This is a genomic window from Halopseudomonas sp. (assembly GCF_036960865.1).
Lineage (GTDB): Bacteria > Pseudomonadota > Gammaproteobacteria > Pseudomonadales > Pseudomonadaceae > Halopseudomonas.
Genome location: NZ_JBALWE010000001.1, coordinates 325,556 through 340,395 on the forward strand (window position 1 = coordinate 325,556; position 14,840 = coordinate 340,395).

Genomic DNA, 14,840 nt, shown 5'->3' on the forward strand with positions numbered 1-14,840 from the left:
TTTAAACCTCCAATATTTTTATGTTCGTTTTCCATTCGCGGTACTGGGTGTAAGTCCCTTCAAGGACAGCAACTCGCGGGCGAACGGTTTGTTCGGTTGCAGTGACGTAAGCCATAGCGACCGGCCTTGCAACCTTTTGTTTGCTTTCTAGTAGCGCTTCTTTTAACCACGCCCCGCCCGAAAGTTTTGCCCGTGTCAATACGCCGCCCTCGGAGGTGTTAGACGCAACAGCGACTAGTCCGGCACCACAAATAGCCCCGCCGCCGATGTAGTAATTCGCGCCAGTAACTTCGATTGGCGAACCTGTCTCACCGATATCCGGGCTTAGTGTTACCGTTTCTCCATCGAGCACGAGATGCTTGTATTGCCCTGTTGAAGCTGGAGCGCCGAGAGTGAATTCTGACCAGAGAAACTCTATTCCAGCGCTGGTTTCGAGTCCGTCCGCTAGCCTGGTGTCGTAACCAACTGCCGGAGTGTGGACAATGTAGAGGCCGTCATCCGCCCATGGGTCTACGGCGGCAAACCCAGCATCGTAAACATCGGCAACGTATGTCCCGTCAGGCGTTGCGATAGAGCCATTCCAGTTAAACTTGAGATACCCAATACGCTGATCTGGCCGGTCAGGGCGTTGATGGCAGAACAGATGTACGCCGCTGTCATCTAGCGTGGGTTTGCCGAGGAAATAAAGCTGCTCACTTGCAAAAACTGCGCGCTCTGTCCACGTTGCTCCGTTGTCCAGAGTTCGCCACAGCCACCACGTTGCGTTGCCGCTGCCGCCCGTGCGAGTCCACAGTATTATTTCGTCCCAGTTGTTGGGGTTGCGGTAAACCATCGAGTAAGAGAGCCCGGTGCGGCTCGGCATAACTCCAGACACACGCTCCAAATCACTCATTGAATATGTCGCGGAGCGCCAAAACTGCATGACGGAATCCGCCCCGTTATGGCCAGTACAAAAAACCATCAGCGGATAATCGGCGTTACTGCGCGGGTCTGCTATCACTGCTCCAGCGTTGTGGTCATCGCTATACAATGGTTCAATCAAATAACCGTTTGTGACGCTGAATACTCGCTGCTGAGTTGGAGCTCCTTTAATCTTCTCTGCTGCCCATTGATCGCCAGGCGTGCCGTCCGAATCTCCAGGGGCAACTGGGGCCATGTAACTGTTACCCCTAAATCCCAAATGACGCGGATATATCCAGTCATTCCAAATTGCGTCGCGCACACCGTCAAAAAGTTCTTCAGCTTCTGCGCTATCACTTTCCTTTGTTGTAAAATCCAACGGTGGCCCGCCGTCATACCGAACAACAACAATATTCCCGTTTTCGTCAATAAAAACTTCTGATACTCCCGCTATCAAAGCATAGCTCAGACCGTTGTCTATTGATTCAGCAGTGTAAGGGAGCAAGGATTGACGCTTATCTTCGGGGCTTATAAGTTCAATAACGTTTTCATTTTCGTCTATGAAAACTCGGTCATATGGATCTATTTCCATAAACCTGTTTACGTAGTCAAACACCTCTTTGACTTCTTTGCCGCTAGCAATGTTGAGTGTCACACTTTGATCAACAGCTACTCCGCCTTCGTTTAGCCATACTTCATATATTTGCGGGCTGGCGGTGCGCATCAGAAACATAGCACCGGAAGGCACCCCGTTTTCAGAATCAACCCCTCCTTCTGGCGTGGTGTACGTCCTCCCAGAAGCCAGCGCTGTAATGGCTGCAGCTTGCGACGCGACGACTGCTTCCTCAGCTTGTGACAGTTTCCCGCTTACTACTTCGATCATTTTAGGTAGTACAGGCACTGTCTCGCCTTGGCTGGTCTGAAAACTCTCCTCACCACCAGGCGCATTGACGAATTTGTTGATGCGTTCTTCGTTGCCTTGAAAGCGGGCGACCGCTTCGTCCAGGGGCAGTTCTGCCATGTTCTTACTCTCCTAAATTCTGGGCCAGATTGACGTTGACGATGGTGTCGAGCAGGGCTTCGGCGGCGTAGAAGTCGTTCAGGATCGCTACCTCTTGAGCATTGCTTGGCGCGAGCCGCAGCTCGGTACCTACCATCACGGCCGACGCCAGCACTGGCCCGACTTGGCTGCGGATGATAGGAACGATCTCTGTGAGGTGTGAGCGCAGGTTCTTCGCGCTGCCGACGACTTCCAGCAGCAGGGCGACGTCTTCGAGATCAAAGCCGACCTGGTCGACTTCGATGATCAGGCGGTAGGTGTAGGGATCGGCCTGGGGGATCTGGTTGAACCATTCCTGCACCTTGGCGGTGAAGCCCAGCGCGCCCAGGGCGTCGAGTACGGCGCCGATGGTGCCTTTTTTGCGATGTACGCCGAGCGATGCCTTGATCGCGGCGCGTTTCTGCTCCGTTGTCCACTCCGGATCCCAGACATCGATCGATACGGCGCGGGCCAGCCAGGGCAGCAGATCGGCGGGGCTGGTGTCGGCGTTCCAGACTTCACGCACGATCACGGGCACGTCATTGACGTGGCCAGCGACCAGGGCGAGATGGCGCTCAGCCGGGGTCGCGTTGGGTGGCAGGGGCGTGTAGCTAGACATCGGGCTGGCCTGCGAGGGTCAGGTTAATCGCGGTGCAGAATGAAGCCTCACCCTCACCGTTGACGATGTTGGCCAAAGGTGCTTGCAGATCCACCGACTGGACGCCCGCTATGTGCAGCGCGGCATGCACTCCGGACACGGCGACGTCGTAGGCCATGCGGTGCATGGATGCCACGTAGGCCTGGGCGCTGGCGTAGGCTGCGGCGCGCACCACTTCGGCATCTGGCCCCGGGTAGACGGTGAGCTCGGCGGTGATGACGTACTCATTCACCGAGGCAGACAGCACGCTGACCTGGTCTGTCATCGGGCGCACGCTCTTTTCATTCACGGCAGCTGTGACGGCGTCGAGCAGCTGCTCGGATGCGGTGCCGTTGCCTTCCTGGGAGAGCACGAACACCGAGACCAGGCCCGGTTCTGGGCTGCTGGCGTTGGCGTCGCGCACCAGACCGCTGGCACCGAGGGCGGCGAAAATGTAGCTGCCCTGGCTGCCGGCCGTGGTGAACGCCTCGAAGCTGAGCTGCACGCGCCGGCGCAGGGCTTCGTCCGATTCAAACACGGCCGGTACCGGCGGCACGGCCTGCGGGTTGGCCGGGGTGATCAGCAGGCGCTGCACGTTGAAGTTGGCGGCGATCTGGTCGAGATCTGCGTCGACGGCATAGGCCAGCATCACAGCCCGGGCTGCTTCGTTCACGCGCTGGCGCAGCAGCAGCTCGTCATACGCTGAGACCTGCAGCACTTTGTAGGCCGGATCTGACTCGACCAGGGCATCGAACTGCGGATCCAGCGCGATCAGCTGGGCGAGTTTGCGGGCGAGGATGGTTTCGTAGTCCAGCGGTTCGACCACCTTGGGAGGCGGCAACTGGCTGAGATCGACGGCGGTGAAGCTGCTCATGTGACAGCTCCCAGTTGCAGCGGTACGCGCAGCTCTACGCGGTTGCCGGTGTCTGCATGCTCACCTTCTAGATCCATGATCGCGGATCCGTTGGCGTTGCCCTGCAGGCTGACTCGCGATAGGCGCAGGCGCGGTTCCCATGTCATCAGGGCGCTGCAGGTGGCTGCGTACAGGCGCAGGGTGGTAGCGGCGTTCTGGGGCTGGTCGATCAGCTCGGGCAGCAGTGACCCGTAGTCGCGGCGCATGACGCGCGAGCCGATCGGCGTAGTGAGGATGTCGGCTATGGACTGGCGCAGGTGGCCAAGGCCGTCCAGCGGCTTTCCGGTGTTGCGATCCATGCCGTTCATTGCGGCACGTCCGTGGGGCCGGGTGCTGAGCTGCCGCCGGTGATCCCATGCTTGTGATTGACCAGGCTGACGCCGTTGGCGACCACGTCGTCGCCGACGGTGACCAGGCCGGTTATGTTGACCGGGCCGGTGATGTTGATCCCGCCCGGGGCGCTGATGTGGATCTGACCTTCTGCCGTCATGACCACCGTATAGTCACCGCTGCCCTGGTCATATCCGAACCAGGCGCCGTCTGCATAGCTGGTGCTGTCCAGGGCCGGGTTGGTGCTGGGCCCGGGGAATTCGTCGCTGTTGAGCCCGACCAGCACAAAACCGGCGCCCATCTCGCCGCTGGGGCTGAAGACGACACATTGTTCGTTGAGGGTGGGCAGGCTATGACGGCGCGCGGTGCCGGCGCGGCCGACGAAATAGCGCAGCCAGTCGGTGAGCAGCTCGCCAGATTTGACGCGGCAACGGTTGTTCTCCACGTCCAGGGCATAGATGGTGCCCGGGCGGATCATGTTGTCGAGGCGGCGGCGGAGTTCGGCGGTTGGGTTCATGCCGCTATGCTCACGCGGGGGCGCGAGATTTGGCAGTTGCTGGCGTTGTAGGTTGGGGTTTTACAGGTCGCGGGCTGCGAGATGAGCGAGTAGCTCGTCGCGAATCATGTCGCGTTCATCGGCAGTGAAGCCCAGCAGCTTGCGCTCTTCGTATTTGACGCGGGGGGAGTTGAGCCCAGGGCGATCGCGCAGGCCGTACTGGTGCACCCGGGCCAACCGGGCGGTGCGACCCATGAAGGCCAGGCCGATGGTGTTGGCGTCTGCCTGCAGCTTGAGGTACTTGGCGGTTTTGAGCGTGGTGAACATCTTGCGCTTTACCCTGCCCTTTTTGGCTCGCAGATCCCGCTCTTTACGCGGGGCGAAGGGCGTGCCGTCGGGGTTGCGCTGGGCGGTTATGCGCTGCTGCTGGCTCTTGCGCAGCTTGCGGGCAATCGACTGGTTGAGCCGCCGCCGTTCGCCGGGCTCCAACTTGGCCAGCATTCCGCCGGCCCAGTCTTCGAGTGCTTCCAGGTCATCGGTCACGGCGCGGGGCTCGTCCAGCTGGCCAGCACGTTGCCGTCACCGTCTTCGAGATCCCAGACGGTGGCCTCGTAGGGCTCTTCAGGCTGCGGCTCTGGCGGGTGGGTGATCAGCAGCTGCCCATCGCCCTGCTTTTTCACTATCACCCGCTCGGTGAGCGGCAAGGTGAACGACAGGTCCACCTTCTTGTTGTCGAGTATATCGGCTTCGAACTTGACCGAATCCTTGGCGCGATCCAGGTTGGCCATGAGCTCGTTCTGATGCACCAGCAACCATGCGAACAGGGGCACGGCTATGGAATCCGGATGGCCGGCGAAGTCGGTGAAGATCAGGTTGAGCGTGTAGGCGTATTCGAATGACAGGCCCGGCGCTGATGTGGCCCGCAGTGTGCCGTTGTCGATGAACACCAGCATGCGATCGGGGTTCTTGCGCAGCTCGGGGATCGCTGATTCCAGGTGTTGGCGTAGGGACTCTGGCTTGTTCATTGTCGGCCTTCAGTTTCTGTTGGCATTCGTAAGTCATATCGACCTGGGCGGCGCATGCGGCCCAGTCGGCCTCAATCACATCAGCGTCTTTCAGCAGGTTCCCGTTGCGTGTCGGTGCCGTGGCGCTCAGCGTGCAGGGCACCACTTCCGGACAGCCAACTTTCATAACCAGCGGCGCCGGTAATGGCGGGGCGCTCCCGCAGCCGACGAGCAGCAGCAGGCAAAGGCACATTAGACCAATCCCGTAGTTCCTGATTTTCATAGCGTAGATCCTCGATCAGTTTTTCTCGTGCGGCCAGCTGCTGCCTGATGCCGGCCTGTTGGGTTCGCAGCTTGCTCTGCGCTGCGCGTTCGCCGGCGAGCGACTGCTCGAGCTCGCCGATCGTTGCCTTGTGACCCAGGATGCTTTGCTCTGCCGTGGCGGCGCGGTTCTGGGCGGTGATTTTGTCGGCCTGGGCTGATTCGATCCGGATCTGCTGCAGCCATATGAGCGCCACGATGGCTCCGATCAGGCCGAGGCCCAGCACGATCTGGCGTAGGGTGCTCATTTGCGGTACCAGCCGGCGGCGGCCATGTCCTGTTCATCCAGCTGCTGCAGCTCCAGGCCGTTGACCAACAGCACGTTGCCCCTGGGTTGCACCTTGCGCAGGGCCTGCGACAGTTCCTGCATGGTTTCAACGTCGGTGCCGCCGGGGATCAGCAGCACGGCGTTGGGCTGAATGTTCAGCTGGCGGATCTTGTCCAGGTCGATGTTCATGCGGCCTCCTGCAGCAGTGCTTTGTGGCGGGCGTAGGCGCGGGCGAGCTTGACGTCGTACAGGTTGCGGGCGTAGGCCGGGCCGTTGTAGATCCGGGCGAACTTGGCCCACTGGCGATTCTTGAGCGCCTTGTGCAGCGCGGGATCTGCCTCGATGAAGCGCACGAACGCGTCCAGCTGGTTGGCTTCGCTGGTCTGCATGGCGGAGGCGAACGCCTGCTCGCTGGGGTAACCCAGGTGGGCGAAGTGGTAGCCCATGATCTGGAACAGGCCCCAGCTGCAGGAGCCGATCGCGGCGCCGGCGTCGATCATCTTGGCGCGGGCCAGGCGGGCATGTTCTGCCATGCCACCGCTATAGCCTCCCGGCCGGGGGTTGACCAGATTGGGCAGTGTGGCTACCAAGTCGGCCACTCGGGCTTGTACCTGGTGTGCGTCGTCTTGCTCAGTCACCAGGCTGAGCTGGCGGTGCATTACGTGGCGCTCAAAGAGAATCGCTGGTTTGCCGGGCTCAAAAAACCCAGAGCCGCGGCTCTCGACTTCGTTCACTGCTTTGACGCTGGCCAGATCCGTGCCCAGGCGGTCGGCGGCGCGGATAAGGTCGGATTCCTTGAGCAGGCAGCGGCAATCAGCGCCGGCCAGGGCGGCGAGTGTCTTGGGGCCAGCGATGCCGTCGACGACCAGCCCGACCTTGCGCTGATAGGCCATTACGGCGAGCTCGGTTTTCTCGCCAAAGTCGCCGTCGACGTACACTTCTATGCCGGCGCGCTTGAGCGCGGCCTGCAGGTCACGCACCTGGTGGTTCTTGTCGCCGATGATCATCACGCGGTTCATCTGTTGGTCCTTATCAGTGCGGCCAGGTTGCCGTTGGCCCGGTAGACCAGGAAGCACAGCAGCACGGCGGGCAGGGCTTGCCAGAGGCTGACGGCGGTGGGGTTGAGCAGCAGGTCGATGGCGGCGCAGAGCAGGACGCCAATCACGACGGTGGCGAGCAGTGAGATGCCGCGCCGGCAGCGGTAACCGCGGCGGTCGAAGGCGACCAGGCGCAGGGCCGATATCAGATAAGCGAGCGTGGCGACGGCCGGGTAAAGCGTGGCCTCCAGTGCAGTTGCAGGTTCAATGGCCATGTCAGCCTCCCGGGCCGCGCTTGATCAAGCTGGCGATATCGAATTTGTCGATCTGCTGCATGAGCTTGATGCCCAGCGGCACGATGATGATGGAGCCGATGAACGCGCCGGTGCCGGTCTCGGTGACGGGCGTCTGGGTGACCAGCTCGGAGCTCATCAGGTAGCCGACCAGGGCGCTGAAAAACAGGCTGCCGATGCGCTGCCAGGCCTTGAGCTCGGATTTGTTGTAGGCCACCAGGGCGGCGCCCAGTACTGCACCCATCACCGCGTTGGCGTCGATGGACGGCACCATGGCGGCGAGGGTGACGCCGGCCGCGGTGGTAGCGGCTACGGCTGTGCTGCTGGTCGGTTCTGGCATCTTGCCCCCTAATCCCAAAGGTTTACTGCGGTTTTCTGCTCGGCCTGCTCGGTGATCTCGGGCAGGGTGACAACGTGGCCGATCGGAACGATGGGCCCCAAATCCGCCAGCCCTGGGTTGGCCTCGAGCACGGCTTCGGTGACGCCGGCGGTGCGGCCGTAGTAGCGAAAACAGATCGCGTCTACGGTGTCGCCCTGGACGGCGCGCACGGTGGCCATCAGATCAGCTCTACCCGGGTGCGGCGCTTGCCGAGCAGGTCACTGATGGCCCAGCGCGCATCGCGGCGCAGGTCATCGATGTTGGGCGCGCTGGACTCGGCGTTCTTGTCGCCCTCGGCGCTGGCGGAATAATCCCGGTACCGCTCGACCAGCTCGGCGCCGGCAGTGCAAATGACGGCACGCTGGTAGAGATACACAAAGCGGCTCTGGCCGTTGATGTCGGTACTGGGCACGTCTTCCAGTGACGGATAGAGCAGGATGTGCAGCGCTTTGAAGTCGCGCAGCAGGTTGTTGACGGTGAGCATGCCGTTGACCAGGGCGGCTTCAAGGCGCTTGTCGGTAACGTCGCCGTGAATGCGCAGCTGCTCGCGGGCAACGTGGGCGTCCAGGTCAGGAAACCAGCCGTCGTTGCTCAGCTGGAAGGTTTCGGTGGTGCCGCTTGCTACGAATGCACTCATGGTTCAGTTCCCAAGTCGCCGGTGGGCTGGTGTCTTGGCTGGGGAAAGGAGAGTAACCCTGGCCAAGACCCCAGCGCCGGCGGGCGTCGGGGGACGCTCATTTAGCGGGTTTCTCGTCGGTGTCCGAGGCGGGCGGTGTTTCACCGGTACCGGGCTTAGACTCGACGTGTTCCGCATGTTTCTTCAGCAGGCGATCGATCTTCTCGAGGTCTTTTTTGCCGCCGCATTTGTCGTGCAATTCAATGGCGCGGGTGATGTGGTTCTGCGCTTCAGACAGGGATGCCAACGACTCGGCGGTGACTTCCTCCTCGTTAAACGCAAGTAGCCGGGCCTTGCCGATCGCCAGATGAATCTTGGCGCGGGCCTGGTCGTGCATATCGTGTTTGCGGGTGATCGCTTCAGCCGCTTCCAGGATGGCCAGATCGAACGGCTTGTCGGCCTTGAGCTTATTCAGTGCCGAGGTGGCGATCTCTTCGGCAACCATGGTGGCTGGCGGTCGCTCGAAGCGATCGGCGAGCTTGAGCTCGTGCTCGAGCACGTACTCGGCCATCAGCAGCGCCTGATCGTACTGCTCGGCATCGATCGCCCAGAGCATGATCGTGGTGAATACCTCGTCCTGCACCCCTGCCCCGCTTTCAAGCACGCCCTTGACGTAATCGTCATATCCATCCAGCAGCTGCTTTTTGAGCGCAACCTTGCCCTGGGTGGATGAGATGTTCTTGAGGCGCGAGCGGTCCTGGTACAGCTTGGCCAGGTGCTGTTCGTACACGGTGGCATCGGCCATGCTGCCCTGTTGAGCCGCGGCGATGGTAGCGGCGCTGGCGGCGGCTACCCTGGCCATGTGACGTGCGGCAGGGCTGAGTTTTCGTTCCATTGTTCGGTCTCCTTGGTGTAAAAAAGCTGCCGGATCGCTCCGGCAGCAAGGCTCTACTCATCAGGCAAATCAGGGCGCGACGTAGGGGGTGATGTTCTCGATCAGGCAGCTGTTGCCGTAGTCCTCGATGACATAGGCCTCGTTGCTGGATTCGAAATTCTCGATCCGGTCACGTTTGGCGTTGTCGACGATGGTCCGGCGGCGGGTTTCTTCCTGCCAGTAGATCGACAGGTTATCCAGGCGGGTGACCATCACGGCGTTGGCCGGGAAGAACGGAACCCGTACTGCAGGCAGACCACCGATACGCTTCTGGCTGATGATGATGTCCCGGGCGAGCTGCTCGGTCGGTGCCTGCTCGGAGTCAACCAGGGGGAAGTACTTGTCGTGCATCAGGTTGCGACCACAGATCGCCACCATCTCGGTGTCTTCCTGAAACCAGGGGTCAACCAGGTTGTTGACCGCGTCATAGACGATCGCGTCCAGGTTGGCGTAGTCACCGCCGGAGCCATAGGTGACTTCACCGCTGGCGGCGATAACTTCATCCAGCACGCGCTGCGGGGCAAACTCGCGGATCTTCTGCAGCCAGCCCTTGTTCACGTCCTGCAGCATGGGGTTGGCCACGCGATCAGACGTGGCTGCGCGGGAAGTACCGTTGAAACCGATCATGATGCGGTCGAGCGCCTGGCGCTGGATGATCATGTTGCGGATCCGCACCTGGAAGTCCTGGAACTTGCGCCATGCGTCGAGCTTGGCGTAGGTCAGGTGGGTGTCGAAGTTTGTCTGGGTGCAGAAGTAGCCGTTTTCGTCCAATTCCGCCGGGTCGCTGGTGGTGCGGTCAGTGGTGGCGGTGTTGGTGGTGCCCGCAATCGGGCCACCTACGCCCAGGCCAATCTTGGCGCCGGCCTGCTGGCCCACACCCATCATGTTCACGCGCTGCAGGAATGCGCTGGACTCCTGAATGCGATCTTCCAGGGTCTGCTGCACACTCGGGTCAACCGAGAATGACTGCATCGCGTTGTCTACGCCGTTGAGCTGTGCAAGCGCAGCGCAATAGGCGTTGAAGAGGCGGCGTGTATCGTTACGCATGTTTGTTACTCCGTGGCTAAAAGGGCCTTACCTGGGGTTTGTGGTTAGCAGTCGGTGGTGACCTGCCCATCTCCGCCCGTCGCCTCGGGGCGCTGACGATGCTGGTTGCTGGGGGTGTTATCGAGCGTCTTGACCAGCTCGGCAAAGTCGTTTGCCAGCTTTTCGTAGTCGCTCTTCAGTTGGGTAAAGGCCTTGAACTGATCCTTTGTCGCCGTGTGCTCTTGCTGCAGCTGGGCGAACTTGTCGGCCTGCTCTGCACCATGCTTGGCCAGCGCAGTAACGGCCTCACGGATGTCCGCAAATTGGGAGTCATCCTTGACGTTCTTATCCTTGCTCTTGCCGAGCAGGTCGTTGACGGTGCTGAACAGCTTTTGCGTCATGCTGGGCGTGTCGTCGACCTCCTCGAATTCGAGTTCCACCTCTACTGCCTCGGTGAACAGGTTGTCGGGGTTTTCCTTCCGCGCTTTGAGCGGGCTTTTCTCGGGGTTCTTGGCCGAGAATTCCAGAATGTCGGTACCCAGGCTGGCGGGGGAGTCGGTCACGCCCAGACCCATGAGATAGGCCTTGCCGGAATCAGCGAACTTCTCGCGGATCTCTATGCTGGAGTAGATCTTCTGCTTTGCCTTGTTCATCGCGACCAGGTCGTCGGTCGGTTCGATCTGGGCGAATAGAGCGAGCTTTTTCTTGCCGTCGATATCGACCTCTTCAGCCTTGACCGCGAGCACGTCGCCGTAGGCCTTGAACGGGCCATCAGCAAACATGCCGCGCATGTGCTCCAGCCAGATCCGTGCGCCGTAAGTGCTGCGGTTGTAGGTCGATGCCATCTCCTGGATCCAGCTCCGCTCGATCGTGCGGCCGTCGGTGGTCATACCTTCAACTGCTACGCGGAAAAACTTCGACTTGAACTTGCTCATGCTCATCCCTCGGATCTGGTTGCGGCTGCTGATTCGCTCTGTGATGTGGGCATGGTCGGCAGTGGGCGCGTGAGCGGCAACGAGGCGCATTTGTAGCGCTCGGGGCTACAGGGGGACGGGCGGGTAAGGAGCTGGGGCGGGCTGGATCATTGCGGGCATGAATAGCCCACTTGATAGCACATCGATGGACCCGCGCCGGCTAGGGAAATTCCTCTACTGGCAGGGTTGGCGCATCACGCAGATAGCTGAATACATTGGCGAAAAAGAGCCAACGGTTCACAGCTGGAAAAAGCGTGACGAATGGGATCGCGCCGATACCGTCGAGCGGGTGGGCGGTGCCCTCGAGGCCAGACTTGTACAGCTCATTTTGAAGGATGGCAAGACCGCCGGCGACTTCAAGGAAATCGATCTGCTACACCGCCAACTGGAACGCCAGGCGCGGATCCAGCGCTACAACGAGGGCGGTACCGAGACCGATCTGAACCCTAAACTGGCGAACCGCAATACCGCCGATCGCAAGCGCAAGCCACGCAACGAATACAGCGAAGAACAGGCCGAGCAGCTGCTCGAGGCGTTCCGCGATTCGCTGTTCCAGTACCAGCATGACTGGTTCATGGCTCGCAACCAGCGCACCAGGGCAATCCTCAAGTCACGCCAGATCGGGGCCACCTTCTACTTCGCCCGGGAAGCACTGATCGACGCGATCGAGACCGGACGCAATCAGATATTCCTGTCGGCTTCGAAGAGCCAGGCGCACCTGTTCAAGCAATACATCGTGCAGTTTGCGCGGGAATCTTGCGGCCTGGAACTCACCGGTGACCCGATCGTGCTGCCCAACGGCGCGCACATCTACTTTCTGGGAACCAACGCGCGCACCGCCCAGGGCTACCACGGCAACTTCTACTTCGACGAGTTCTTCTGGACGTTCCGCTTCGAGGAGCTGAACAAAGTGGCCAGCGGCATGGCGATGCAGAAGCAGTACCGCAAAACCTACTTCAGCACGCCCAGCTCGATGGCCCATGAGGCCTACACATTCTGGACCGGCGAGCGGTTCAACAAGCGCAGGGCGAAAAAAGACCGGATCGAGATGGACGTCAGCCACCAGGTGCTGCAGCAGGGCCGGCTATGCGAGGACAAGATCTGGCGGCAGATCGTCACCATCCTGGATGCCGAGGCCGGCGGCTGCGATCTGTTCGACGTCGAGGAGTTGCGCGACGAATACAGCGCAGAGGCCTTCGAAAACCTGCTGATGTGCCAGTTCGTCGACGACGGCGCGAGCATCTTCCCGCTGGCCATGCTGCAGCCGTGCATGGTCGACAGTTGGGAAGCCTGGGCGGAAGACTACAAACCGTTCGCCACCAGGCCCTTCGGTGACAAACAGGTCTGGGTGGGCTACGACCCGGCAGAAACCGGTGACAGCGCCGGCCTGATCGTTGTCGCGCCGCCGGCGGTACCGGGCGGCAAATTCCGCGTGCTCGAGCGCCATCAGTTCCGCGGCATGGACTTCGCCGCACAGGCCGAGGCGATACGCGCCGTCACCAAGCGTTACTGGGTCACGTACATCGGTATCGACATGACCGGCATGGGTAGCGGCGTGGCGCAGCTGGTGAAGCAGTTCTTCCCGGGCGTGACCACCTTCAGCTACTCGCCAGAGGTGAAAACGCGCCTGGTGCTCAAGGCATACGACGTGATCAACAAAGGCCGGCTCGAATTCGATGCCGGCTGGACCGATATCGCCCAGGCGCTGATGGCTATCCGCAAAACCACCACCCAAAGCGGGCGCCAGTTCACATACACCGCAGGGCGCAACGACGAGACAGGCCACGCCGATCTGGCATGGGCGCTGTTCCACGCAATACACAACGAACCACTCGAAGGGCAGACCGGCCGGAACACTGGCCGGATTGTCATGGGCGATTGACGGAGAACGCACGATGAGCACAGCAACAGACCAGCAGCACACCCAGGCACCGGGAACGCCACCGGCCGACGCCGCGACTCAGTCCCAGGGCATATCGTTCAGCTTCGGGGATCCGGTACCGGTGCTGGATGGCCGCGAGATCATGGACTACTCGGAATGCTGGCTGAACGGCAAGTACTACGAGCCGCCGATCAGCTGGGGCGGGCTGGCCAAGGCGTTCCGCGCCGGCACGCATCACAGCTCGGCGCTGTACTTCAAGCGCAACCTGCTGATGGGCTCATTCATTCCGCACAAGCTGCTGTCCCGCAATGCGTTCGGCCGCTGGGCTCTGGACTACCTGACCTTCGGCAATAGTTACGTCGAGCGTAAAGAGTCGATGACCCGCCGCACCATAGATCTGACCCCGCCGCTGTCAAAATACATGCGTCGCGGAAGAGATGCAGGGCAGTACTTCATGGTTCACGGCTGGAAGCAGGAGCACGAATTCGAGGAGGGTTCGATCTTCCATCTGCTCGAGCCCGACATCAACCAGGAGATCTACGGCCTGCCGGAGTACTTGAGCAGCTTGCAAAGCGCCTGGCTAAACGAATCCGCCACCCTCTTCCGCCGCAAGTACTACAACAACGGATCGCACGCCGGGTTCGTGATGTACATGACCGACGCCGGCCAGAATGAAGACGACATCGAGGATCTGCAGCAAGCCTTCAAGGATTCGAAGGGGCCCGGCAACTTCCGGAACCTGTTCGTGTATGCACCCAACGGCAAGAAGGACGGGATCCAGATCCTGCCGATCAGCGAGGTGCAAGCAAAGGATGAGTTTTTCAACATCAAAAACGTCTCCCGCGACGATCAACTGGCCAGCCACCGGATCCCGCCACAGCTGATGGGTGTGGTTCCGAGCAACGCCGGCGGCTTCGGCAGCATCGTTCAAGCCGCAGAGGTCTACGCGATGAACGAACTGGCCCCGCTGCAGCGACGTTTCGAAGAGTTGAACGAGTGGCTGGGTGACGAGGTGGTGCGCTTCAAGGAGTTTGAGCTGCCCACCGAGAAAAAATAAAGCATCCAGCAACACCAAAGGCCGCTATTCAGCGGCCTTTTTTTGTGTCCTGGGCGTGATGATTCGCCTTGCTGCAGCGCGATAAAACCCCAGCAAATCATATCATTTCAACTATTCAACCACCACCCCTAAAACGCCTGCGCCCCAATAAACACGGGGCCTCCAGCCATCCGCGCCGCCAGCTATCTGCTTCTGCCAACCACCACGAGCTGCGACCCACACCCCAGCACCAATGCCGACCCCCGGCACCCCTCCTGCACCCGGCGCGCGCCGTCATCCCCCCTCCCCTCCTCCGCTCTAAATGCGTCTAGTTTGTTGCACTCACGCACCCAGTACGGCGTCAGGCAGGCTGCTGGCTGCACGTAGAGGTGGTGAGGCGGTATTTCATGCGGTTTCAGGCGCAAAGGCTCTATATCGAGCCTAAGAGTCTCAGGCGCTCAGGTTTTCAGGTCGGCATCGGAAACAGGTTAGAAGGTAATGAGGGAGCCAAAACGGAAGTTAAGTTGTTGATATATATGCGGATATTTTATTACCTAAAGAGGTAATTTGAGGTAAGTAGAGAGGTAATATTTTTGTAAGTTATTGATTTAATTGGATATGGATAATTCAGTTTCTAACCTTTAAGAGAGGTAAGTTTATTACTTCTATATTACCTATTCCTAACCTTTGCCAAACTCGTACAAACCATTGAAAACACTGGTCTATCTCAATTTTTCAAAGCCGTATTACTTTTC

The 14,840-nt window shown here is 60.2% G+C and carries 18 protein-coding genes and 2 pseudogenes; 2 read left to right on the forward strand and 18 right to left on the reverse strand.

Features of this window, described 5'->3' with window-relative positions:
• Window position 1: 1 nt before the first annotated feature.
• The 18 genes and pseudogenes from V7747_RS01525 to V7747_RS01610 form a co-directional block, all read right to left on the reverse strand.
• Window positions 2-1,921, reverse strand: a complete 1,920-nt coding sequence (locus V7747_RS01525) for a hypothetical protein (RefSeq protein WP_335614297.1) — start codon at window positions 1,919-1,921, stop codon at window positions 2-4.
• A gap of 4 nt (window positions 1,922-1,925) precedes the next feature.
• The gene (locus tag V7747_RS01530; protein WP_335614298.1) at window positions 1,926-2,558 is read right to left on the reverse strand and encodes a phage tail protein I; all 633 of its coding nucleotides are present in this window, start codon (window positions 2,556-2,558) and stop codon (window positions 1,926-1,928) included.
• The gene (locus tag V7747_RS01535; RefSeq protein WP_335614299.1) at window positions 2,551-3,450 is read right to left on the reverse strand and encodes a baseplate assembly protein; all 900 of its coding nucleotides are present in this window, start codon (window positions 3,448-3,450) and stop codon (window positions 2,551-2,553) included. The genes V7747_RS01530 and V7747_RS01535 overlap by 8 nt, the downstream gene beginning before the upstream one ends.
• On the reverse strand, window positions 3,447-3,797 hold the full coding sequence (locus V7747_RS01540) for a GPW/gp25 family protein (protein WP_335614300.1): 351 nt from the start codon (window positions 3,795-3,797) through the stop codon (window positions 3,447-3,449). Before V7747_RS01540 ends, V7747_RS01535 begins: the two co-directional genes overlap by 4 nt.
• Complete coding sequence (locus tag V7747_RS01545) at window positions 3,794-4,336, reverse strand: phage baseplate assembly protein V (RefSeq protein WP_335614301.1); 543 nt, start codon at window positions 4,334-4,336, stop codon at window positions 3,794-3,796. The genes V7747_RS01540 and V7747_RS01545 overlap by 4 nt, the downstream gene beginning before the upstream one ends.
• Window positions 4,337-4,396: 60 nt before the next feature.
• A complete protein-coding gene (locus tag V7747_RS01550) occupies window positions 4,397-4,858 on the reverse strand; it encodes a phage virion morphogenesis protein (RefSeq protein WP_335614302.1) in 462 nt (153 codons plus the stop codon).
• A complete protein-coding gene (locus V7747_RS01555; RefSeq protein WP_335614303.1) occupies window positions 4,855-5,340 on the reverse strand; it encodes a phage tail protein in 486 nt (161 codons plus the stop codon). The genes V7747_RS01550 and V7747_RS01555 overlap by 4 nt, the downstream gene beginning before the upstream one ends.
• A gap of 64 nt (window positions 5,341-5,404) precedes the next feature.
• A pseudogene (gene lysC / locus V7747_RS01560) lies at window positions 5,405-5,602 on the reverse strand (Rz1-like lysis system protein LysC); the annotation flags it as partial.
• Window positions 5,529-5,888, reverse strand: a pseudogene (locus V7747_RS01565) (Rz-like lysis system protein LysB); the annotation flags it as partial. The pseudogenes lysC and V7747_RS01565, both read right to left, overlap by 74 nt.
• Complete coding sequence (locus tag V7747_RS01570) at window positions 5,885-6,097, reverse strand: hypothetical protein (protein ID WP_335614304.1); 213 nt, start codon at window positions 6,095-6,097, stop codon at window positions 5,885-5,887. The pseudogene V7747_RS01565 and the gene V7747_RS01570, both read right to left, overlap by 4 nt.
• Window positions 6,094-6,927 carry an N-acetylmuramidase family protein gene (locus V7747_RS01575; protein WP_335614305.1) on the reverse strand — a complete coding sequence of 278 codons (834 nt, stop codon included), beginning with the start codon at window positions 6,925-6,927 and terminating at the stop codon, window positions 6,094-6,096. Before V7747_RS01575 ends, V7747_RS01570 begins: the two co-directional genes overlap by 4 nt.
• Window positions 6,924-7,220, reverse strand: coding sequence for a phage holin family protein (locus V7747_RS01580; protein ID WP_335614306.1), 297 nt, complete (start codon window positions 7,218-7,220; stop codon window positions 6,924-6,926). Before V7747_RS01580 ends, V7747_RS01575 begins: the two co-directional genes overlap by 4 nt.
• Window position 7,221: 1 nt before the next feature.
• Window positions 7,222-7,578 (reverse strand): putative holin, encoded by a 357-nt coding sequence (locus tag V7747_RS01585; protein ID WP_335614307.1) that lies wholly within the window; start codon window positions 7,576-7,578, stop codon window positions 7,222-7,224.
• Between the two features lie 8 nt (window positions 7,579-7,586).
• Window positions 7,587-7,796, reverse strand: a complete 210-nt coding sequence (locus V7747_RS01590) for a tail protein X (protein WP_335614308.1) — start codon at window positions 7,794-7,796, stop codon at window positions 7,587-7,589.
• Window positions 7,796-8,254, reverse strand: coding sequence for a head completion/stabilization protein (locus V7747_RS01595; RefSeq protein WP_335614309.1), 459 nt, complete (start codon window positions 8,252-8,254; stop codon window positions 7,796-7,798). Before V7747_RS01595 ends, V7747_RS01590 begins: the two co-directional genes overlap by 1 nt.
• 97 nt (window positions 8,255-8,351) lie before the next feature.
• A complete protein-coding gene (gene gpM / locus V7747_RS01600) occupies window positions 8,352-9,128 on the reverse strand; it encodes a phage terminase small subunit (protein WP_335614310.1) in 777 nt (258 codons plus the stop codon).
• A gap of 69 nt (window positions 9,129-9,197) precedes the next feature.
• Entirely contained in the window at window positions 9,198-10,214 is a 1,017-nt protein-coding gene (locus V7747_RS01605) for a phage major capsid protein, P2 family (RefSeq protein WP_335614311.1), read from the reverse strand.
• Window positions 10,215-10,258: 44 nt separating this feature from the next.
• Window positions 10,259-11,128: a GPO family capsid scaffolding protein gene (locus V7747_RS01610; RefSeq protein WP_335614312.1), complete on the reverse strand. Its 870-nt coding sequence runs from the start codon at window positions 11,126-11,128 to the stop codon at window positions 10,259-10,261.
• 157 nt (window positions 11,129-11,285) lie between these two features.
• Here V7747_RS01610 and V7747_RS01615 point away from each other — a divergent pair, with 157 nt between their 5' ends.
• Both V7747_RS01615 and V7747_RS01620 read left to right on the forward strand, forming a co-directional pair.
• Entirely contained in the window at window positions 11,286-13,049 is a 1,764-nt protein-coding gene (locus V7747_RS01615; RefSeq protein WP_335614313.1) for a terminase ATPase subunit family protein, read from the forward strand.
• Between the two features lie 13 nt (window positions 13,050-13,062).
• Complete coding sequence (locus tag V7747_RS01620) at window positions 13,063-14,106, forward strand: phage portal protein (protein WP_335614314.1); 1,044 nt, start codon at window positions 13,063-13,065, stop codon at window positions 14,104-14,106.
• Window positions 14,107-14,840 lie beyond the last annotated feature (734 nt).